Source organism: Ruminobacter amylophilus (genome assembly GCF_900115655.1).
In the GTDB taxonomy this organism is placed as follows: Bacteria; Pseudomonadota; Gammaproteobacteria; order Enterobacterales; family Succinivibrionaceae; genus Ruminobacter; species Ruminobacter amylophilus.
This window is the reverse complement of sequence record NZ_FOXF01000044.1, coordinates 1-22914: the sequence shown is the minus strand read 5'-3', so window position 1 is coordinate 22914 and position 22914 is coordinate 1. Positions and strand designations below refer to the sequence as shown.

At 38.4% G+C, this 22914-nt stretch carries 19 protein-coding genes; 5 read left to right on the top strand and 14 right to left on the bottom strand.

The window, feature by feature from the left end:
- The first annotated feature begins 411 nt into the window (after positions 1-411).
- Positions 412-756: a helix-turn-helix transcriptional regulator gene (locus BMY80_RS09550; RefSeq protein WP_143066501.1), complete on the top strand. Its 345-nt coding sequence runs from the start codon at positions 412-414 to the stop codon at positions 754-756.
- Positions 757-1098: 342 nt separating this feature from the next.
- On the opposite strand, the gene BMY80_RS09545 is transcribed toward BMY80_RS09550, so the two are convergent.
- The 3 genes from BMY80_RS09545 to BMY80_RS09535 all read right to left on the bottom strand — a co-directional run bounded on the left by BMY80_RS09545 (position 1099) and on the right by BMY80_RS09535 (position 4722).
- Positions 1099-3378, bottom strand: a complete 2280-nt coding sequence (locus BMY80_RS09545) for a S8 family serine peptidase (RefSeq protein WP_093143147.1) — start codon at positions 3376-3378, stop codon at positions 1099-1101.
- A 119-nt stretch (positions 3379-3497) separates the two neighbouring features.
- Positions 3498-3971, bottom strand: coding sequence for a hypothetical protein (locus BMY80_RS09540; RefSeq protein ID WP_093143145.1), 474 nt, complete (start codon positions 3969-3971; stop codon positions 3498-3500).
- Positions 3972-4233: 262 nt separating this feature from the next.
- The gene (locus BMY80_RS09535) at positions 4234-4722 is read right to left on the bottom strand and encodes a helix-turn-helix domain-containing protein (RefSeq protein ID WP_093143142.1); all 489 of its coding nucleotides are present in this window, start codon (positions 4720-4722) and stop codon (positions 4234-4236) included.
- Positions 4723-4953: 231 nt separating this feature from the next.
- Between BMY80_RS09535 and BMY80_RS09530 the strand changes: the two genes are divergently transcribed.
- Complete coding sequence (locus BMY80_RS09530) at positions 4954-5199, top strand: hypothetical protein (protein ID WP_093143139.1); 246 nt, start codon at positions 4954-4956, stop codon at positions 5197-5199.
- Positions 5200-5698: 499 nt separating this feature from the next.
- Here BMY80_RS09530 and BMY80_RS09525 read toward each other — a convergent pair whose 3' ends face one another.
- Positions 5699-6661, bottom strand: a complete 963-nt coding sequence (locus BMY80_RS09525; protein WP_093143136.1) for a D-2-hydroxyacid dehydrogenase — start codon at positions 6659-6661, stop codon at positions 5699-5701.
- Positions 6662-6706: 45 nt separating this feature from the next.
- On the bottom strand, positions 6707-7423 hold the full coding sequence (locus BMY80_RS09520) for a hypothetical protein (RefSeq protein WP_093143133.1): 717 nt from the start codon (positions 7421-7423) through the stop codon (positions 6707-6709).
- 254 nt (positions 7424-7677) lie between these two features.
- Here BMY80_RS09520 and BMY80_RS09515 point away from each other — a divergent pair, with 254 nt between their 5' ends.
- Positions 7678-8829 carry a hypothetical protein gene (locus BMY80_RS09515; protein WP_093143131.1) on the top strand — a complete coding sequence of 384 codons (1152 nt, stop codon included), beginning with the start codon at positions 7678-7680 and terminating at the stop codon, positions 8827-8829.
- Between the two features lie 196 nt (positions 8830-9025).
- Complete coding sequence (locus BMY80_RS09510) at positions 9026-9244, top strand: hypothetical protein (RefSeq protein ID WP_031580014.1); 219 nt, start codon at positions 9026-9028, stop codon at positions 9242-9244.
- A 143-nt stretch (positions 9245-9387) separates the two neighbouring features.
- Here BMY80_RS09510 and BMY80_RS09505 read toward each other — a convergent pair whose 3' ends face one another.
- From BMY80_RS09505 to BMY80_RS09465, 9 genes are all read right to left on the bottom strand, one after another.
- On the bottom strand, positions 9388-9837 hold the full coding sequence (locus BMY80_RS09505) for a hypothetical protein (protein WP_093143128.1): 450 nt from the start codon (positions 9835-9837) through the stop codon (positions 9388-9390).
- A 577-nt stretch (positions 9838-10414) separates the two neighbouring features.
- Positions 10415-12529 (bottom strand): KAP family P-loop NTPase fold protein, encoded by a 2115-nt coding sequence (locus BMY80_RS09500; RefSeq protein ID WP_093143125.1) that lies wholly within the window; start codon positions 12527-12529, stop codon positions 10415-10417.
- A 426-nt stretch (positions 12530-12955) separates the two neighbouring features.
- Positions 12956-13963 (bottom strand): hypothetical protein, encoded by a 1008-nt coding sequence (locus tag BMY80_RS12435; RefSeq protein WP_218140352.1) that lies wholly within the window; start codon positions 13961-13963, stop codon positions 12956-12958.
- A gap of 494 nt (positions 13964-14457) precedes the next feature.
- Complete coding sequence (locus tag BMY80_RS09490; RefSeq protein ID WP_093143121.1) at positions 14458-16227, bottom strand: DUF6273 domain-containing protein; 1770 nt, start codon at positions 16225-16227, stop codon at positions 14458-14460.
- Positions 16228-16542: 315 nt separating this feature from the next.
- Entirely contained in the window at positions 16543-17358 is an 816-nt protein-coding gene (locus BMY80_RS09485) for a DUF6273 domain-containing protein (protein WP_093143119.1), read from the bottom strand.
- Between the two features lie 262 nt (positions 17359-17620).
- Positions 17621-19504: a DUF262 domain-containing protein gene (locus tag BMY80_RS09480; RefSeq protein WP_093143116.1), complete on the bottom strand. Its 1884-nt coding sequence runs from the start codon at positions 19502-19504 to the stop codon at positions 17621-17623.
- Between the two features lie 214 nt (positions 19505-19718).
- Positions 19719-20006, bottom strand: a complete 288-nt coding sequence (locus BMY80_RS09475; RefSeq protein WP_093143113.1) for a ubiquitin family protein — start codon at positions 20004-20006, stop codon at positions 19719-19721.
- Positions 20007-20058: 52 nt separating this feature from the next.
- Positions 20059-20781: a hypothetical protein gene (locus BMY80_RS09470; RefSeq protein WP_143066500.1), complete on the bottom strand. Its 723-nt coding sequence runs from the start codon at positions 20779-20781 to the stop codon at positions 20059-20061.
- 412 nt (positions 20782-21193) lie between these two features.
- Positions 21194-21589, bottom strand: a complete 396-nt coding sequence (locus BMY80_RS09465; RefSeq protein ID WP_093143107.1) for a hypothetical protein — start codon at positions 21587-21589, stop codon at positions 21194-21196.
- Positions 21590-22415: 826 nt separating this feature from the next.
- On the opposite strand from BMY80_RS09465, the gene BMY80_RS09460 reads away from it, so the two are divergent.
- Positions 22416-22914 (top strand): hypothetical protein (locus tag BMY80_RS09460; protein WP_425441302.1); only part of this gene is annotated, 499 nt, incomplete at its 3' end.

Here is a 22914-nt window from a genome sequence, read left to right as displayed (position 1 = left end):
CCTGATAACTGTTTAATTAGAGTAAATTTATAGCCGGATGTGATTACTTAAACATCTGAAACTGACAGTGATTTAGATAAGACGTTTTTCATCAAGAAGGTTTGAATTATCTACGATGTAACTATGATGGCACTATGAACAGTGATCCTCGACGACAGACAAATAGAATTCGCGGTGAACCATTGACCTGAGGTATCCAATCCACGTATAACAGAGTGGCCAATGCCGTGCTTACACTGAGGAAAATGTCTTGCCTAAATTTCTGCTTGACAAAGGTCGTTTCATAACAGTTACAGATTGCTCTCTGCTAAAAAAGCAAATTTATTGGCAAAGAATTAACGTTTAAATTAAAATAAGGGGGGGCAACTTCTGATCGTTTTAGTGGTCAACTTTTTCGATCGTTCTACACTAATGATTAGAGACGAAACATTATGTTCTTTTTCCGACTGGGTTAGACCAACATCAGAGGAAGTTGTGGAAGCGATGGATGAGCTTAACTACACTCTCCAGGAGTGGGCTGACCTGATAGGTGTAAAACTAGCGACAATATCACGCTGGAGAACTGGAAAAGTTAAAATTCCTTATGCTGAATGGGCAACAATATGTTACCTAACAGGCTTAGGTGATATCTGGGAAAGAGAAGATTCAATTAAAAAAATTCAGAATAAAGCGACCAAAGCAAAAAAATACTTTATTTCATATAGCCAGAAGATGAAAAAGAGAGAAGAAGATATCTTTTCAGACGGTTTTGTTTGATGTATTTCACGTTATTATAACAAAAAAACAATAAGTCTTATGAATTAGACACTTCAACAATAATTTTAAGTTTAGTAATTTCAAAGAGTTCAAAGTTAAAGCAGCTATTAAGAATATAGGGCACTACTGTTGGAGAATAGAGGCGTTTTTTGAAGTAGATGCGAGCTGTGGGGCCAAAAGGGGAGTTCAACGAAAGCCCAACATGCTATCCGCTCAGACGAGTACGAAAGATCGTCTTCAATAACTAATAACTTTTGTTCATAAGTTAATTTCATAATAAAACCCCGTTATCAATCAAGTGATCAATAACGGGGTTCATACTATTAAAATCAGAAAAGACGGTTAGTCTGCCGCACGATCAGGGTAACCGCCGACAAGCAGATAGATATGCTTGTTGAGTTCGTCTACGTCAATTGAACACTTACTCTTAAAGGTAAGAATGAACAGGTTGTTTGAAGCAGAGAACTTTTCGGTAAAGAAATCAGAAGTATTTACCAGGAACGGAGACTTGTAGCCAAGACCGTATACACTGTTAAGAACCTTACCTGAGAAATCCCAGTTTGCATAAAACGGCTTAACAAGAGCAATGGTTCCATTCGGTGATCTGATTTCCATCTGCAGGAGATTGTTTGCATATGCAATTCCGGCAATGTATCCCTTGTTTGATGCGGCATAATTACAATATGTAGCAGCCATGTCATCTTCAACAATGGTTTCAGGAGAGTCTGAAGTATAACCGAAGGAATTCAGGTTAACAGATACTTCTTCAACTTCAATTTCTGACTGATTATCGCTTGAATCCTCAGTATTGACAAAATCTGAGAAGATACAGGTTACAATCTTGCCGTCATCTGATGTTGTGCATGGATTACTGTTGGTATTCTTGTAATCCTGAGGCAGACTGGCTCTCTTGGCACATAATTCATCACTGTTACAGTTTAAAGCGGCTTTAACGGCCTTTTCGGCATCAACCACACCAAATCCGTATCTGTTGGAGAAACGCAGTCCTGATGCATTTGAATTCCATCCTCTGTCAGGAGTTACCGTTTCACCGAGATCACTGTCATAGGCACTGATGCTGGAGTAGGCAAGAGAACTCCAGTCCCTGTCATTTCTTGCAGTTGATGCAAGAATATAACGCAACTGAGGTACGGTAATATCAGGTTTTGCCTGAAGAACAAGAGCAGAAACACCTGTAACGGAAGGTGTAGCCGCAGAGGTTCCGTTCATCCTTTGTGTATAGAATTTACGGGATTCATAGTTAGTACTGTCTTTTCTCCATGGAGTACCAGCATCCCAGTCAGAATATTTTGACGGATCCTGACTGTAAATTGAAGTCACCACGGCGGCAGAATCGCTGCCTGAACCTAGGTAGCCGAATTCACCGCCGGTACCGCTTACCCATATATGAGAACCGGCTGAAGAATAAGAAGAATGTTCACCCAGAGAGTTCAACGCGGCAACATTGATCTGATATCTTCCTCGTTCAATAGATGAAGACTGTTCATACTGACACGCCACTTTATATCTGAGACATGCTTTTGTAGAATACAGATCATCATGGTCGTAGGTTATCGAGTCGAACTGATTACCGGCAGCTTTAATAAAAGGTATGCCGTTTTCAAACATTGCCTGCAGTGTCATTTCGAATGCAGGGTCAAAGGAAAAACTGTTGCTGCTGCCGATACTTGCATTAACAATATCAAGATCATCCTTTCTGGCGAGAAAACTGGTATCAGTACCATTCATGGCATATGAGGTAAGCAGCACATCCGGTGCAATGCCTCTGCCCCCCTTGGCATTACCTGCGGAAGCTCCGATAATACCGGCAACTGCGGTACCGTGAAGTAGAGTCTTATCATTAATTACATCATTTAATGTCAGTCCCTTGTTTACGTCAGAGGTAATTCTTGAAGGAGTGTAAATTTTGTCCTTTAACTCCTCATGATTAAGATCTATAGGTGCATCCCATACACCGACCCTGACATTCTTACCGGAAAGAAGCTCATTGTTCGAATCCTTTTCATGCCATGCAGGAATAACATTAAGGTCAATCCCCTTAACAGGTTTCTTAGATACTTTAAACGGATTCTGACTGACATTTCTGATATGCCACTGATCAGTTAACAGCGGATCGCCGTGAGTAGTATTAGTACCCTGTGCAAGTTTGTATACGGAAATATTGCCATCAGCATCAGTTACCGTAAATTCTTCAGTAAAACTGTAGACATCACCGAGAGCTTTCAGCGCGCTGAGCGGAAGATAATAGAAAACAGTTCCCGAGGCGGCTGATTCATCAGTAAGAGGATTAACATCTGTTACGACGCCGTATTTAGCGGTAATAGCCGTTAATGTCTCACCTTTAAGAGAACTTACTGAAGGCTTCTGCTCAAACTTGATGATAAAAGGCTTGCCGGTAAACATGTCACCATATTCGATAACGGAAAGTTTGATAGTTGATTCATCCTGTTCGTCATCATCAACAGGATCAACAGGATCAACAGGCTCTGGTGGAATTGGGTCTGTCCCGTGGTCATCACCACCGCCGCCACATGCAGTAATGGAAGAAAGAAGTAATGCATTAAACAGTGCCAGGCTGGCTTTTTTTGCAGATAATTTCATAAATTTATCCTAAATTATTTTCTCTGTCCGGATTAAATACTTATCGGACAGACATATGATTCATCAGTTAAATGTCGCTTTCTGCTGAAAAGAAGGACATCGGAATGACTGAAGTTTTCTTATCTGAGTTCAATATTTGAACCATCATACAATGAAGGGGCAACATTAATTACCCCTGCGGTATTGCTCAGTTCCTCCTGAAGTGACTTCCACTGGTCATAATTTTCAACAGTTATTTCATAAATATTCTTGGAAATCTGTTCTGAATTAAGTCCGGAAGGAATGCAGTTCTGATGCTTCCGGCACTGAACAATAAGTTTATTTTTAATAATAAAATTGTGATTGTTGGCATTCTTCACATAAGCAATGTGATTAGGATTCTTCTCCCCGGAAACAACAACCCTGTCTCCGAGAGTTCCTATTTCATTATCCTGCTTTACGATGAGAATTGATTTTTCATCCTGTTTCCGTTCTTCAACTTTAAAGTTGTCAGTGATAATGGTTAAACCATTGTCTTCAAATTCTGCAGCATAAGTCTGAGAAACTGCAACAGCTGCAATAACTGCCATTGCTGAAATGACTGCTTTATTCATATTAATCCTCGTTAAATTCGTTTGGGAATTATGATTCGGAGAAACAGCTTTGCCGTCTTTCCGAATCAATGCCTTAAAGTATATATATTAATGGTGGATTTCATACTTTTTTTGAAATTATATTGAACAACGATCACATTTACAGACAGCTTCATACAACCTGCATTTCGAAAAAATGCCGCAAGGTATGTTAAGAGTATTATATTAACGAACTTTACTGATGCTCAATCACATTTTTCAAGAGGTCTTTAACGATTTGGTATCAAACTCGGGAGAATTCTTCATGACAGCGAAGTCTTAAAAGTTCTTCTTTTAAGGCTTTTATCTCTTCCTTTGTATATTCTTCTTTATCGGAACTTAACAGACTGTCTAGGTTAACTTTATTTTTGTTAGTCTTGACTTCATCTTTCTTTTGTCTGCCAGTTTTCTTCATATTTCTCAGTCCTTCTTCTCCCTTTGACTGATAAATATCATACCTACTTTTTACTGTTGAAAGAGTTTTAATTCCATATAGTTGAGCTATTTCTTCAAAACTACGTCTTCCTTCCGCATATGCCTTAGCAACCATAATTTTGAATTCAACACTGTAATTAGTATGTTTGTTGTTAGAACTTAAAGCGTTATTTCTTGCTTTAGAAACAATGTATTTTACATATCTTTTTGAAAGTCCCCATTTTCTATAGGTATAAGCTGTTCCGTAGCTTTTATGATCTTCAACAATTTGAAGCTTTTCTTCATAAGTTAATTTCATAATAAAACCCCGTTATCAATCAGGTGATCAATAACAGGGTTCATACTAAATGGAAAAGGGCTTTTTGAAGTCTGGTATAACGGAAAATTAATATACCCAAAATATGAAAAGCATTTTTTCAATATTTTTGATAAAAGCAAGTTTACTCCTGATGAAACAGCATCATCATCTTATCAGTGTAATGATCTCAATATCGCTGTCATCTGGAGTAAAGATTATGGTCCTGCCTGTATGGTGGGAAGGGAACATTATTGGGATGAAGCCGATGAAATAATAAAAGAACATTCTCTTCTCTGCGATCTGTCATTCAAATTAAAACCCGGCATGACTAGGGAAGAAACACGAGAAATTCTTAAAGAGAAATCTGATAAATTGATGGTTAGGGGGCGTGATGATATCTATTCCAGATATCTGTTAGTTGAATTTGATGAGAATGACAGAATGGTGTCTACAAAATTTGACTGTGACAGTATGTAGCCGGAGGTTAACACTATCAATGGGCAGATTGGCTATTTAGCCTATGAGCTTCTTGACGGTAAACTGATCCGCACCGAAGCGGTGAAAGGGCTCCGGATAAAGTAGCAGAGTACCATTAGAACCGCTTTACTTATCGTAGCGGAATGCAGAATTGCCCGTGAGTTTTTTAAGCAGAACCTTGCGGGCTTTCATGGTCGTCATCTCTTCAGCAATTCTGCTGGGCTAATACGTCGGGAGACGTATCGGCTGAAAGCCTGAGGTGGCTGTCGTTCATTTTGAAACTCCGAAAATCAAAAAAGGCTCCCGGTTAGAAGATCTGCGATACAAACAGGCTCACCACCTCCGATCCTCTCATGATGGAGATTATCGGAACCTTTTTTTTAAACATTCGTACCACTATATATCGTGGTGTTTCGTGCAACCAAGGGCTTTCAGAAGTACCGTAAAACTGCGGTTTATCGGCATTCCTGCGGTATATAAGTTCTCTTTTTCCAATATATCAGTAGCCTCTGTTGAGGTTTACAAGATTCTCAGGTAGCTGATTGGCGGCATAACGGTGAAGATCAGTCAGAAACTTATCAAACATTATTTCAACAGTACGTCTTAAAGTACGCTGTCCTGCCATATGCGGGGTAATAATCAGATTCGGAGCTTCATTTAATGGATCTGATTCAGGTAAAGGTTCCTTTTCAAGAACATCAAGTGCAGCACCGCAAATGACATGTTCTTTGAGAGCATTAGCCAGAGCCGGCTGATCAATACTGCTTCCGCGACCTACATTTATGATGATCGCATTTTTCGGAAGAAGTGCAATTCTTTCACCATTAAGTATATGAATGGTATCAGGTGTCTCCGGAAGACTCATAACAAGAATGTCGGTTTCAGGAAGGATGCTATCAAGTTCACTTACTTTATGAATGGATGTGAATGCATCACATTCTGATTTTCCGGAGCGGGAAACTCCAGTTACTGATTCAGGCATGAAAGGTTTAATCCTCTGGGCATAGTTTCTTCCGATATCTCCCGTACCCAGAACAGTCACACGGCTTCCGTAAATGGAATTAAGCTCACGGTCATTTCTCCATATGCGTTCCTTTCTGTCTTCGATATATTCAGGCATTCTCCTTAAAAGCATGAGTGTAAGCATGACCAGGTGTTCTGCTATGGTTACGCCATATGCACCAGAAGAACAGGAAAGCATGCATGAACCATTTAAAAACTCGGTTCTTGAACTGTAGTCATTCACACCGGCTAAAGGAAGACAAAGCCATTTCAGATTCTGAGGAATAGGGGACTTCGGATTAAGAATACCAAAAAAAATTTCAGTCTCGGCGAGATGCTCCTCGGCTTTTTTCTTGTCCGTTTCATACAGAACATCGAAACCGAGTTCGTGCACATCTTTCTTCAATTTTGAAAGCATCTCGGCCGGAAGGGGTTCGGAAACTGTAATTAGTCTGCCCATTTTCTGTTTCTCCTTTAACTATAATCATTAACCAGTAACATTTATTTATCTTGGAACTGTTCCTGTCAGGGTGTTGCGGTCAACCGGTTTTATTTCACCGTCAGTGCAGTAATAAAGAGTTTTAATCATTCGGGTTCTGTTATGTCTGCATCCGTCCGCATTCATAATATCAAGGAGCAGACGTCCGTCGCCTGCAAGAACTGTAACATGGTTATCCAGCTTCTGCAATTCCAGTGCCAGAGCAATTATTGTCGGAGCTGCGTAATATCCGTTTACAGTGTCGTGAACTACCGTAATCTCTTCTGTTTTTACAAGTTTCTGAACTTCAGCCAGAACGGCAGGCTGCTGTCTTACGGCAGAGTCATCAATGACTTTGCTCTTTTGTGAAGCATCATATCTTTCAATTTCCTTGAGTACGGTAGTGGTTACAAATACCCTGGAGAGTCCAAGATCCCGGCGCAGAGAGCTGATAACAGCATCAGCATTATTCTTCCCGGCCATGATAATCAGAGCAGACGGGTCTGTAACCATGACATCTTCGCCGGAAACAAAAACATTGTTTTCATTGGCAATATAACGGGATGACAGTAGATGACCTGAAGGTCTGTTTCCTTTGAATTTACCATGAATCCATCTGATAAAACGAATTATACGGATAACAACCATAATAATAATGAGAGTAATAATTGTATACTTGATATAAGTATAATCATTTAACTCTTTATAATGCAGAAGTGCATAGGCGCTGCCGTAATGACTCATCAGAAACCACCGGGGAAAATACAGATACCGCTCAATAGATGTATTTTATCAGATCTTTATTACTGAATTCGTTAACCGTATGGTGCAAAAACACAAAACATGAATTTTTTTTGCCAAAATATAAATGAAACATTCTTCAAAATGACTGATTAGCATCTGACATCACATTGTAATATGAGCATGTAATGTATAATTATAATCAACAATGTGTTGTATCTGTTCCTCACGATGAGTGCTCAGATGAAGGTATGCCTATGAAATTATTTAAAATTTCTCTCCTTACAGCTCTAATGCTTCTCGGAAGTCACACTGCCGTAGCTGACGACAAATGCGAAGCCAAAGATTACATGAAGTACGGCCAGGAATCCGATTATGCGAGAATCGTAGACAGTTTTTACGATCTGGTTGCCTACGGTCCCGATAAGCACAGAGTTAAGGACGGAGAAAGGGGACTTGCTGATGCAATTGAGTTCATGTCGAAATCCGAGGCTTTGAACAATTTCGGATACTCCATAACGGATCTTAACGGTGACTGTATTCCTGAACTGATTATCGCCGAAACCTTTAAGGATGAAACAAAGAACTGCCAGGCAATCTACGCACTCTATACAATACATAACAAATCTCCGAGAAAACTGTATGAAAGTCCGATAGGGGAGCTGTTCTGTTTTATCGACAATACCAGATTCTTTAAATACACTTCCGAATCTCCTGATACATTTTCTTTCGGAGAATTTGAATTTGTTGACTTCGGTGTTCCCATTATCAAGGCCTCTGATTTTTTCTTCAACGAAGTGGACAAAGATAACGGCAAAATCAGATATTACCATAATACCAATGGTCTGAAGAATGCCAGCACGTCAGAGGAACTTAATATCAATGAGGATGTATTTAACGGTTTTTATGAGAATTTCAAAGTAAGAACTGCTTATATAAACGACCTCAAGAATTTTGCTCAATATGGCGGTGAACTTCACGTAATTCATCATTCACAGAATAATAAAAAAGATTTGGCCGTTAAGCTTGAGTCCTCATCCGAACTGGGAACCAATTACTCAAAATACTCAGTATTCACTGCTGATCACAACGGTCCTAAAACAAGTGTTCTTATTTCATCTTCAACGGATTATGTAACTGATTTTGCGGTACTGTCACTGGAACTGACAGATACAGATTCTGAAGGAAACTACATCTTTGAACACAAACCTGTATATACGACCAAAAAACTGTATAAGAACAAACCTCTGCTTATTAAAATGACAATGAAAGGAAACACTCCGGTTTACGGCATTTCCTTCAAAGACAACAGCGGAAAAACCAGGTATTATGCTTTCTACAGAAGCTCGGATGACAGTGATGTTGAACTTATTGAGTTTAATGAGAACACTCATACAGACAAAAAATAACGGAATCATTGAATCAACGCGGCAGGCGGACGTATACCATTGAGCATTCACGAAATTCTGATAGGGTGCTCGGGAAGTAAAATACTGCTTTAGTGTTCATAGATGTTTTCCAACTTCTGTTTTTGCATTATTATTTAACGAATACTGCATGAAGGTTTTGATTTATTGCTTAGTTGATTAGGATATGATTTTATCAATGAACAGATTTCTACTGCTGCTGACTTCAATGGTAACTTTAACAATATGTTCCCAGGTATATGCTGATACACATGTAAAAGGTTACACCAGAAGTAATGGAACATATGTACAGTCGCATTATCGCTCAGGTAAAGACGGATATCACAACAATAACTGGAGCGTTAAAGGAAACGTTAATCCTCATACCGGAAAGCCTGGCACTAAAGACAGATGGTAAGGAAAGACACTGACATAATATGGTCTTAAGGGATATTTGGATCCCTTTTTATTAACATAATGGATATTATGCGATCATGTATATACAAACATTTAAGTTTGCATGCGCTTATTTTCCCCCATTGTTTTCCACTGTAACACCTCTTACTTCTTATCGTGAGTAACAGTCTTTGAGATATGCTGCATTACAAATTCAAGATCGAAATTGGCAAATCTCGGATATATGCTTACCAGATAACTTACAGGTATCTTCTTGATCATTTCTCTGCTCGGAACGTTCACGCATAACTGATAATACGCATAGAACTCACCAATCCATTCAGCAATCTCCGGATCTATGGCTTTACCTTTTTTAAACTCATAAACTTCATTTTTGTCTATGTATTCAAGAAGATCCTTAAGTTCAAGCGTATGCGAACCGACCTCATTCTCATCGATAACTCTTCTTGTTTTTGATTCCATGTAAAAATGAATGAAATCAGCGGTATCCATCTGCGGATATTCCCTTGCAACATATGAGAAAAGCAGTCCCTGTGTTCTGACAAGCATTGCCAGGTAGTCCATTGCATCCTTTGGCTGTTTATCTTCGTCCATATTATCCTCTTAGTATTATTCAGAGCGGTAAAGGTTAATGAAAGCCTTTAAAAGCCCTACTCATATTTTACCAATTGAGCATAATCACATAATCTGTTCCATATCTAAAAATTACTACTTAATTTCTTATTGAACACATTATATACATCTTTTATATGTGTTTATTCCGTTTAAGATACGGAAACATATCGTGGATAAATATACTTAGAGTTTTGACGGAGATGTTCTTTTGTACCGCATTTTATAATTGATACCATGTTTGATGGAATTCTGTTCAGAACAACCTCCGTTCAGCATTAACTTTTCAAACTAAAAAAAGAACTGTTGCACGGTATATTCCACTAGAATCATTACCAGTGAAGCTCAGAGTTCAACCACAATTTTATACGACAAATTTAAAATTGAGTATCCGAATTATTTCGATAAACAAGGGGATAAATTGCAAGCTCATAATTCATTGCCAAAGACTTTATCCGATGATGAAGCGTAGCGATTAATGTAGTTACAAATTACCCCCGGGAATTTAGGGTTAATAACCCAGGCTTTCCACTTGAGTTATTAAATTAATGCTTATCTGCTAATTCTCAGTAATACCGGTAAATGGTTTTGGAAGCGGAACCCTTGATCCGTACTTAAAGAAGCATTCAGTAATAAACATAAACAGTTCATTGTAGGAATCGCAAAGCTTGTCCGGAGTATATCTGTCAGATATCAGATTCCACAATTCTTCTGTCCAAATCTTTCTGCTGATGTATTCATACGGATGGAAACCGAGGATTTCTTCCTTATCGGATCCCGGAGTCCATTTAATACGGAAATTGATATCCTTGTACCAGTCAGGATTCTTCCCAACAAAACCCTGTTTTGAAAAATTCTGCAGATGTCCTACAGTCCAAACTGAGGACCCACCGGCACACGGAGCTATTTCGATATATTCATTCGGATCTTCTTTAGTTGCCGGTATGCACCATATTGCCAGAAATCTCCTGTTTCTAGTAACAGGGCTGGTAAACCAGAATGCCAGCTGGGAAGTTGAAATAGCCGGCTTTACGGTATTTCCGAAAATTTCGGTAATTACACCGATTATCCATCTCAGACGTTTGATAAGTTCAGGATTACTGCATTTTACTTTGCTGAAGAAATCTTCAACATCATTAGATCTTGAATAGTTCTTGTTTTTATTAGCCTCAACTGTCACCGAATCTACTGAAGAAACCGTGGTTACTGCTGACATGCCCAGCAGCTCAACGATTTTTGCCGGGAACTGCTCCTGATCAGGACAGAGGAAACGAATCTTATTAAGCAGTCGGGAAATATTAAGCACACGGTTAGACAGATATATACTCTTCTGACATGCTCTATAGAGAACCTGCTCCCACTTTTCATCAAACTCTTCAAGCGTACTTAAATATTCTGCTTTTTCAGGGGTCAGTGCCTTCAATCTGAAGTCTCTCGCTGAACTGTCATCCCATTCAAGAAAATTAGATTCCTGTATCAGTAAATCGTATATATCCGGATATGCCACCTGAATACATACCAGTCCGAAATTCATGGCCTTATCCTCTACGGACATGTCATTGATTTTTCTGCCACACTCCTTTTCCTTTTGAATCTTTATCTTATGCATAATATCAATAAGTGAAAGGCTGTTCAAAAGACGTTTTATTGAACGGGGGTTGGTGCCGGTTGAAAGAAGAACCATATCAGCCAGTACTTCAGAGGTTTTTTCTTTTTCTCCGTCAACGGAGAGTAACTGATTCAGTTCATCATGAGTAAATACTCCGATATTATCTACTGAACTTTCAACAAAGCCGGTAATATCGTAAGCACCGATAGGCATGGAGAACGGCATCTGGATAATCTTATCGAAGAATGATCTATAGGCTCTTTCATCCATCTGATTCTCTGCACCGAACTTTGCCTTAAGACCTTTAACTACAACCTCATAGTCAATAGCCAGCACAAAAATACAGTTTTCTACTTCAAACAGATTTTTAAGGAGTTCCAGAATATGTACAGCATTTTCCGGCGGAATACGATCCAGGTCATCAATGAAAAACATGAAGCCTTTTTTGTTGGTATCTCCGTTTTTCTGATCCTGATCCAGGCATTCTGTAATTACCTTGGCAAAGGCATCTCTGAATTCCTTTGGACGAACCTCTTTTAGAGTAAGAGCATCTTTCTTTTCCCCTTTTATTGAGTCTACATAATCTTCAATGAGATTTTCCCCGTCAGCACCGACTGCATTGAGACCGACATGAGCAACAGCCTTTACAGCAAAAGCACTGGTTGCCTTGATAAAACCCCAGGTCTTCTTTTTCAGATTCTCCACATCAAAAGAATTCTTCTCTACACGGTTTTCAAAGACCTCAAGACATGAACTTGTTAACCCCTTTATCACGTTAATCAGGATATCCTCCGGATCTTTCATCATGGAGTATTCCCACATATTTACCCAGACGCCGTGAAACAGTTTATCTGTATCCGGCTTATCAGCATCATCACACAGCTGGGACTTAATCTGATTCATAAAGGAGGTCTTTCCCGACCCCCATTCCCCCTGAATAGCAATGGTAGTAGGCATACTTGCAGATGAAAGAAAACGACTTAGTGCATTTACATAATCACTAACTCCAAGAAGATCTTTTTCAGTCCCTCCCAAAGGGGAATCAATAATATTTGTATATTTCATAACTATCTCTATATGTTAATATCTCAAAAATAATATATTTATAAAATATTTATATAAAACATGTATTGATTATTGTATACATATTTAAATATATTTATATTTTATAGTATTCAACTACTATATAAGTGTTTCAAATAAACTAATTCATAATCCAAAATGTTTAAGTATTTCAAAAGCTTTAAATAACTTTAAATAGCAAAACTCTAAGAAAAAATTCAAAAATATAAAATAAAAAGGCTGCTTCAAAAAATAATTAAAAATAAATTAAAAAAAATACATACTTATTTTTATACACTGTTAATATTCTCTGCATCTGTTGTCTGCTGGATTTAAAACGAATATCAAGTAGATGGCAGGTAGATAGTATTAACAGCAGATTATAATCATCATCTGTAGTTCTTAATCTCTGCCTTTTTCTACACATTATTAATATTTTTTGGGAAAATAATCCTTTCCCAGCTGCCACAAATAAACGTCTAGCTGTTTTAAATCATATTTCTCCAGACCGTAGAATTTTCGAAAATTATTCAGTGCACCTTTGAAATGAATATAATCCTTCAGATCATCATTTTTAAAAGAGGTAAAATTATCCTTATCCCTATAATATCTAAGAACAGCGTCAACATAGCTGTCGTAAATCGGGAAGTCCTTCGGATTATGGTGACTGCAGTACTTCGAAGCAAAAGAATAAAAATTCTTGATCTTGCCACCAATACTAATCTGTTTAATATCATTTACTAAACTGATATCACCAGATTTTAACCTGGCATCAATATTTAACGATTGAATATGCTTGGCCACCGGATAAACAGAAAAAATATTAGTACTGTAGAAATCATTAAGCGTTGATACCTTTAGCAGGATATCTTCAATATCAGTGTTTTCAGGACATAACTCAAAGAACAGTTTGTTCAAAGCCTGTTCCTGCAGACGATAATTCTCCAGCTCATTCCACCTCGAAAGATAGAACTCAACCTGAGCTTCTGACGGCTCGGGAATATCTTTAACTGCAGATTTGAGAACGCGTTTGTTCTGTGCTACCCTGAAATTAGGAGAATTAGGGGGAGTGGAAGCAGTGGATTCAGTGGAAACAGAGGGAACAGTTAATACAGGCCGTCCTTCATTTTTTCCTAATTCATCCCATTTGAGAAACTGCTGGAAACGTCTGATATGAGACAGGTAACCATTAATAACTTTTTGAGGATCAGCACTGCTGTTTCTTTTCAAAGTTTCTAAAAGAAGGTTCTTTGCATCTTCATCTCTCGCTTCAACAGCCTTCCAGAAAAGGTCGTGATTCCCTTTTCTCCACAGATAAAAGGAGTCTGAATAAGCTGTCTGAATGGTATTTTTGCTAATGTTCTGCTGATGCAGAAATGACAGATAAAGCTGACGCACCTCTTCAAAGCTCATTTGTTTTAAAGCGATTATATCCATTGTATTAATGATTCCCGATATCTTTTAAGTTACTTTATAATCTTCAGATTTTGTACGTAATTATGAATAACCACTCTTAAAATATTAATGTTAATGGTATTAATGCTATTAAAACTATCTTAGTCATTACATATATTAAGTACGTTTTCCGTTATTCATAAAGCTCCGTAATTCTTAAGTTCCTTAGTTCTTAACTAAGTTTACTCACCAGTCTTTTTATGTAATAGAAGATTAACCCAATTACACCAAATATTTGTTCTATCTCTAATGACCTATAGTGACTCACCTTTTTACTTTTCCATAACAATACTCAGACTGTTGCATCAGGAGAAGTTAAATCAAAACCGGAAATCTGAACATACCTAAAAAAGCCTACAAATTTCGCGGGTATTCTGCTTTCCGGTTTTGTACTGCATCACAACTATCAAACGAATCATTATTACGTCGAAATACTCTCCGGCTTAATAGTTGTATGCAGGTTTTAACTTAGCTAGCTATAAATTCATCCACAAAACCGGACGGATGGCAGTAAAGGTACTACTGAGATCATTGTATCCGCCGATAGAACCGTTCTCTCTGATAAGGTAAGCTCCGAATTCGTAGACTCCACGAGATCTTAACCACCAGAGACAGGTGCCCTTGCCGTTAAGCATGAAAACCTCAGACTGGACAACACCTTCGCCGACAGCATAAGGGGTAGGAATACATTTACGTGCTGCGTCTTCATCAAACAGACTGTCTGCTTCAGCCATACTCAAACAGAAAATGTAGTCGTCCGTACTTTTACCGCCAAAGGTCTGGTACTGAGGATCTGCAATATTCTCTACATTGGTAAGAGCAATCCTCTTTTGTTCTTCTTCAGAAAAGGCAGTCTTTAAAAAAGTATCGTTAAGCCATTTTCTGAGGTCAGATTCCTCCCATGGGACATCCGCATTTTCATGATGATACTGCTTACGATCCAGTCCGTAACGTGACATAAGGAGAACCTTAGGACCAAGTCTTTTAATGACAATCCACTCTATCGGACTCATATAATTACTGCTTTCCTGATAATAACTGCCAAACTTAAAGCTGTCTCCGACTTTAAGGTCAGGCGGTACAACCAGAACCTCTTTCTTTGGAGGCTGTACAATTTTCGGATCTGAAGGTTGTTTCTTTGGTTTTGCATCATTGCTGTCTGATTTAACATCAGCTGTATTGGCAAAGGAACGCAGGAGTTTACCCGCCTCATCATTGCCTTCCCATGCTAAAAATAAGCGGAAACGTCTGAGATGGCTCATATATGAGCTGGCATTTTTTTCAGGATCAACACTACTGTTTTTTCTCAATATTTCAATGAGAATGCTCCTCGCATCTGCATCACTGCTCTCAACAGCCTGCCAGAAAAGATCATGATCACCTTTTTTCCATATATAGAAGGAATCATTTAAAGCTGTATTGACGGTAGCTTGAGCTATTCCCTGAATTTTCAGGAAGATCATATAAAGTTGACGTACCTGGTCATAACTCAATTTTTTTAATAAATTAATATCCCAGAAGCTACCCGCTGATCCGTTAGAGATTGGTTCACTGGATTTACCTGTTTGTATTTCTTTGATTCTTCTGAGAAATCTTTCTCTCATAGTATCAAATTTCGATTGCGATTCTGATACTGTTAAAGGAGCCTGCTTATGTGCTGACTCATCAGAAGCCAGCACATTAATATCATTCCAGATTGAATCTTTGTTTATAAGCTCATTAAGCAACTGCCTGTAAGCCTGACCATCAATTTCATCAGAATAATATACTCGCATACCCTGCGGAATAATCACTTTTCGATCAGATTTAAGATAAATAACTATTCCATCATCTGACTTGAAATTATTATCTAAAGTTATAAATATTCTTTTGGTCGGAGTAGCGACTTTTGCAGCACGAAATGACACTTGATTGGGAACAGGATCCTTATTGCCAAGATATGAATTATCGCCAAAAATATGGTCAAGTGAATACCCTTTATAAGTAATTTGTTTAATTTCATCATCAGAAATTGTAGAAATTCCTTTTGCCATCGCTACAACTTCGACTGTTATTCTGGCAGAAATATTACAAACAAATAAGACACCTTCAACTTCATGATTACGTACAAGTCCTGAAGGCGTTATAAATAAATTATTGTGTCCTGCATCATCCTTGAAAAGATTAATAACTTCATGACCGATATTTTCACCTTCATCAAGATATCTACCCGTAAACAGTTGATTAATTAGTAATTCAGTAGCCATACAATCCCCTTATCTATCTATATTTCTATCAAAAAAAACTTTTATCCTCTACCACTCTGTTTACCGTCAGCTTAAACTGGTACAGGCAAACAGAACACTTCCATTCCATCATTATCAAAAAGCCGATTCAAAGTTGCCACTCTGTCAGATTTGGCCTCCTTATAGTCAAATATTTAAGATCTCCTCCTTTACTTAACCAATCTTCATTTTCTCAAAAAACCGCCCGCTTCGCGGGCGGATTATCAGCGCGGCTCAGCCGCGCAGGATTCCGTGGCTCCGCCACGGCGGGTGGATTCCAGATTAGAAGATTCCAGATTACAGATTCACCCACAAAGCGGGCCGAACAGCAATGTTGCCACCGCAGACGCCGCCGCCATCCAGAAGGAGCGAGCCGTCCGTACTTACGCCCGCAACGAGGAGCCGATAGCGGCCCGGCGACCGAAGCCACCAGTAACAACAGCCTCTGCCATTAATCAAATTTTCACTGGATTTCCAGCACCCGTTTCCCAAAGCATAAGGTGTTGGCACACATTTGCGGGACTCATTGTCCTTAAAGAGGCTATCCGCTTCTGCTGTACTCAGGCAGAACACCCGATCCTCAGTACTGTTTCCCCCAAAGGTGCCATACTTAGAATTGTTGTCATTCATAAGTTTTGTTACCGCAATCTTCTTCTGTTCTGTAGCGGTAAAGGCATTCTTCAGGAATTCTCCGTTCAGCCATTTTCTGAGATCACAGTTTTCCCAGGTTATATCACCCTTTTCATGATGGTACTGCTTACAATCCAAACCATATCTGGAGATTAGAAGAACCTTAGTACCGGGTTTTTTCAGAACCAGCCACTCTATCGGAGTTTTCTTAATGCTGTTCTCCTGGTAATAGCTTCCGAACTTGAAGTAATCCCCCTTCTTAAGCTCCGGTACAGCAGTTTTTGAGGCAGCTGCCTTGTCTGTGTTTTTTGCTGTCTGCTGTTTTACTGCGGGTTTAGCTGCTTTATCAGTATTCTTTACAGTCTTTGCGGCCTGATTCTTAGATGACGGTTTTACTGTAGCTGTAGCTTTAGATGTAGAAGCCTTTGCTCCGGTTTTGGCCGGAGCCTTCTTTTGATTTCCTGATGCTTTAGTGTCTTTCATAAAACCTCCTGACAGGTAACAAAACCTGCACTTTATAAATCAAATAACCTCTGGAAAACTCCAGTTCCGCCTTAATGCTTTAGTATGTAATAAAGCATTAAGGCTTATTCAGCTTTAAAAATATCAAGCTTTTAAGTTTCCCCTCATTTCTGTAAAAGTATCATTTACCGTTTTATTGCAACAAACCATTTTGTATAAAACCCGAGGAGATTTGCATACCGGAATTTTGTCCCTGGATTTTTTCTACCGGCTTAAATCAGTATCATGATTTACCGAAAATAAAATCCAGAATACGGTTTACGGCCTTTTCGGTAGCCATGTTTATATCTTCAACTCTCCAGTCTGAACCGTAGGTGGTTAAAGATGCGGCTATGCTGTAGCAGCTGTCCTTATATCCGGACTTTTCTCTCACAGAGGTCTGGGTTTTAGTCTTAAACCAGGCATTACCAATAGTTTTATTAATACTTTCTTCCAAAAGAATCTTGTTTCCGAGTTTATTAACTATTGCTGCAAATTCATTGACATCGTTGATTCCGGCATCCTTGCGAATTACAGCAATATTTTTTCCACTTGCCGGCATAATGTGCTCTATATTGACATTATCAGACAGGATAAATTTCTTCCCATGATTTCTGGCATAAAGATATTCATTGAGGTAAACTAGAGGATTTCTTTCATAAAAAAGTAATGATCTTTTCAAATCATCTCTCTGCCAGTTGCCGGCATCATTAATATGATTGTTAAAATCACTGTCTATCTCGCTGATAGAAGTCCGGGGATCTACCAGTTTGATATTTTCCTTAAACAGGAATGTTTTAAATTTGTTACTGGAGTATCCAGCATCAACAATTTCAAGAATAGCAAAGAGCCTTAACAGAGGAACAGCTATAGAAGAAACCAGTTCCTCTGTTATAGCCGAACTGTCAAAATCTCCATTCCCATCATTACGGCAGAATTTAAAAAGGTACGAAACCAGATAAAGCTTTGCATTTACATTGAACTTAAGCAGAAGCTTAACAATGGAATAACCTTTGATTAAAAGCCAAAGATTGACAATTGTTTTAAAGCTGTCACAAAGCACCAATGGATTCTTCAACAAGGAGCCTTTGTCTCCTTCGTAGAATTTTCTGACACCGGGAGTGGTAACATTCGGGGTTTCGCTATTGATACTCATATATACACGGTTTTCAGCTCTATATATGTACATATACTGCTGAAGCACTCCGTCTATATCCAGAATTTTACCTTTTTTAAGGTCATTTCCGTCCTTGGTGGCTTCTCGAATAAATCCCCATTTTTCAACAAATTCCTTCTTTTCCGATTCCTTCTCAATATTCGCGTACATGGCTGCAGAAATTATGTCTGCATCGGAAAGTGGCAATCCCTTGGAATTCAGCGAATTGAACATGGCGATTGCCTGTTCAATATTCCAGCTTCTGATTACAATAAGCTGGCATTTATCCAGTAACTTCTGAGCAAATACATGAATACTGGATTCACCGTATTTGGAAAGACGGTCATAGAAATACTTAAAATTAGAGAAGAAACTGATCTTATTCAGTTTTGGCTTTGATATTTCATTTTCTTTTGCAAGATTACTAAGATCATCAAAGTTCAATGTTCTGACTATTTCAGCAAATATTTTCTTATTTATCTCAGGCTCATTAATGGAATTATTTTCAATCAGAACAAGTTGATCCAGCAACGCCGGATCCCGTTTTATCTTAAGAATACCTTCATCATTTGTTTTATACACAACAGACTGGATCTTACGAAGATCTCCCTTAAGACCTTCCTTGAGAAATTCAGAATCTTCATCATGTTCTACAAAATTCTTTAGCTTGGCACCTATTACAAATTCCAAAGCCTTAAGCAACAGGTAAAAGGTAGTAGTACGCTGCTGACCGTCAATCAGAAACATCTTTTCGGATTTAACATTTAGAATAATAGTACCGAAAAAGTACGGATCCTCAGCCCCCTCGCTGATAAAGGTTTCAATATCATCAACAAGCTTATCGCACTGGCAGATTTCCCATGTATAACTGCGCTGATATTCAGGGATAACAAAATACTCATTTTTCTGATTATTCTTTAAGAAGTAATCATAGACTGTGCAGAGATGCGGTTCGATTTCTTTCACTGCCATAACTAACGACCTGATACTCACTTGGGAACAAATGACGAAGAAGTATGCGATGCTGAAGTTTCATTTTTCTGAAAATTAAAGAAATGATGTCATTAGTCTATTCGTTCATTTTTGCAAGACATGACATTCTGGACTATCTGTACCGCACTAGGAGATGCTCAGAAAGCTGTTCCATTCCCGGGCATCTCCATCTCACTTGATAAAAACAACACAATCAACGCAAAGAAGAAATAGTTACGTTGTTGTCAGCCAGTGCCCCTTCCTTGTTCTCAACCTGAATGGTGATACCGAAATTATCCTTAAGCAGCTTTTCAGCATTACCAACCTTCATGTTGCCGTGAATCTCAACTTCGCCACTCTTTACATCACCGGTTCTGATAGAAGCAAGAGTTGCTGAATCTTCGGCAAAATGCTTGCCGTTATAAACACGAACTGCAACCTTGAACTCATCCTTGAACATGGCCTTAAACTTAGCCACTGTGGTTCTTCCAGAAAATTTCATAAAAATTTCTCCTTAAAAGTTAAAAAATAATTAATAATCAGGTTAAAAAATATCAACCTTTCCTGACGTTTCTTATCGTCAAATCGTCATCTACAGATTGGCCGCCTCTAGCGGTAACAATCTCAATGCCAAGACCATACATCTTTGCAAATGTCTTTTTTACTACCTTGACCTGATCTGCAGTATTAATAACTATGACACCGTGCTGAGCGATTTTATTGTCCTCAGACACATCCTTTAGCAGAGTCTCAGGTGAAGCAAAATGACCTCTGGCTCCGGTCATGATTTTTCCAGTACTTTTAGTAAGACACCATACCCTGACACTTACCCCTTTGCAGGCTTTGTTAAATGCTTTAGTAAAGGCATTTACAGTAGTGGAGCTGTTAACTGCCACATCGAGAGATATTAGATCATCGCTCTTGATATCCTTGATTTCCTTGAGAGTTTTGTTGTTGTCGGCAAAACCTTTGCCGTCGGAACAGAGTATCTGCACACCGATCCCTAAAGTACTCTCAACTTTCTTTTCCACATCGCCAACCTTTTCAGTATCTTTAATGGAGATCTTTTTGGATTTTCCTTTCTCAATAATAGTGGAAACATCACTAATCAAAGCATCCTTAGAGGCTCTTCTGCCCCCAGCTCCACTTTGAATTTTCCTTTCCTTGGAAAGGTTGTACACGCGGATAGGAATATCAAAAACTCTTAAAAACTCATTCTCGAACTCAGACACCAGGGTATCTCCGCTAACCTGCATTTCGAGAATACCAAACAACATTTTCTTTAATCCGCCAAACATCGCATTCCTCTTCTGCTTTCTTTAAATTATTTCTTTCCGTATCCTGTTCTAACCGAGAATATCTAACAGAAAAAACTATTATTCTTACGTTGGCTTAACTATCGTTTTATAAAAAATCTTTTCGATAAAAATAAAAAAAGTTTTTTTTACTGAACTTTCCATCCAGTTTCACGGCGCCAATCAAAAAAAACATGCTTGTAACCTTTGATTATGTCTTAGCCTGCGTTTACAAGCCTCCATTAGATTGAGCTGCATCACTCCATTACATGATTCTCAGCTTACGGAGGCTTGTTTTGGATTTAATCAGGTTCTACAACCTATGAAATAATGGATTCAAAGAATTCCGGGTTGTTCTAGAATCCTCCAGGACATCATTAGACCAAACACACCATTATTTTGGTTTTTTCTTGCATCCAAGTTTTTCCAGCTCCTTATTAAGCTGACTCAAGGTAAGATCATCGTATTTACCACTAGTATAATAGCCACGACCATCTTTGCCGGTGTAGCAAACCTGACAGCAAATCCCATAAATATCATGGAATGATTTCTCAAGGTTTTTTACGAGAGTTCTTCCGTGGATACTGATATCCCCTGCAACATCCTTCTTTACTCTTACTTCAGAAAGACGCTTGTTTGGATCAAAGCAATGAATGGTTCCACCATTTCCGGTAGCCTTTTTCCAATCTGCTACACTGCAGAAGCTTAAGCAAAGGTACGGAAATGCCTCCTGAAACTCAGCATTAATGCTCTTAAGCATCTTTTGACCAGTAATATGTATTTCAGCCATATTTTGTCACCACCCCTAAGTTTTATCGAATTTATTACTTTAACTTCAATGTTTTATATATATACATATATATTTATCAAAATCAAAGTTCTAAAAAATAAAATTCCGCATACAATATATTTAGCGATAAGCATAATATATCTATTGCTTGTTTCTAATTATTCCATACACACACAAAAAAAAACGATCCATTACTCAAAAATGGAAATTCAAAATTTTTAGATAAAATATTTTATAGATTTGTAAATATCGATCACACAAATAACCTACTGCTGTATTCCCCTGAGTATTCTTGTGTTCTGTGATCGAAATTTAGACATCAAGTTTTTTCATTAAAATATCAGGAAGATAACTTTTGAATCGCCTACAACTGCTATGCTTTGTTAGATGCGGCGAGTTCTGTGTGAACTGGCATACTGCGTACCATTTGAACAACATGGCAAGTAGAATGGATACAGGTGATGAATGAGAAGAAAGAACTTGAAGAAGAAGATTCTTCACCAAAACGACGATGTATGATTTGGAAACCACAACACTTCTGCGTACCCAAACGGCATACTGGCCTAATGAAAAATCAACTCAATAATTTCTAATTTCACCTATTTTCGCTTTGAAATGCAATATTCATCAAACTTTTTATTCTTAATCGATATATTTCATTAATTTTTTACACGTGTCAATATTTAATCATTATTTGTATGTTAGCGTTTAAAAAGGATATGTTTTATTCGAGCAGGACAAGATAGTATGCTTTATTTTTAATATAATTTTATTAAATACTAATTTTTAGTTATATTATTGTATAGTTTTTATAGACGAGGTATTTATGACATCTGCAGATGCGGAACAAAAAAGACGTGAACGTGAGGCCAGGAAACGTGAACGGGAGGCTAAAAAACGTCAGCGTGAGATGGAAAAAGAGGCCAGAAGACGTGAAAGCGAGCGTAAGAAACGCGAAAGGGAAGCAGCACGTTTGGCCCGTCAGCGCGAAAGGGAACGTCGGCAGGAGGAAATCAGAAGAAACCGCGAAGAGTGGCGAAGAAAAAATCTCCAAAGAATAGCTGAAGCCCATGCCAGAAAACAGGAAAAAGAACGAATTAAGCGTGAACGTGAAGCCGCTCGGGAAGCCAAAAAGCGTGAAATGGAACGCAAAAAGCGTGAACGTGAAGCTGCTCAGGAAGCTAGAAGACGCGAAATGGAACGCAAAAAACGGGAAGCAGAACAAAAGAAGCGTGAGCGTGAAGCTGCTCAGGAAGCTAGAAGACGCGAAATAGAACGCAAAAAACGTGAGCGTGAAGCTGCTCAGGAAGCTAGAAGACGCGAAA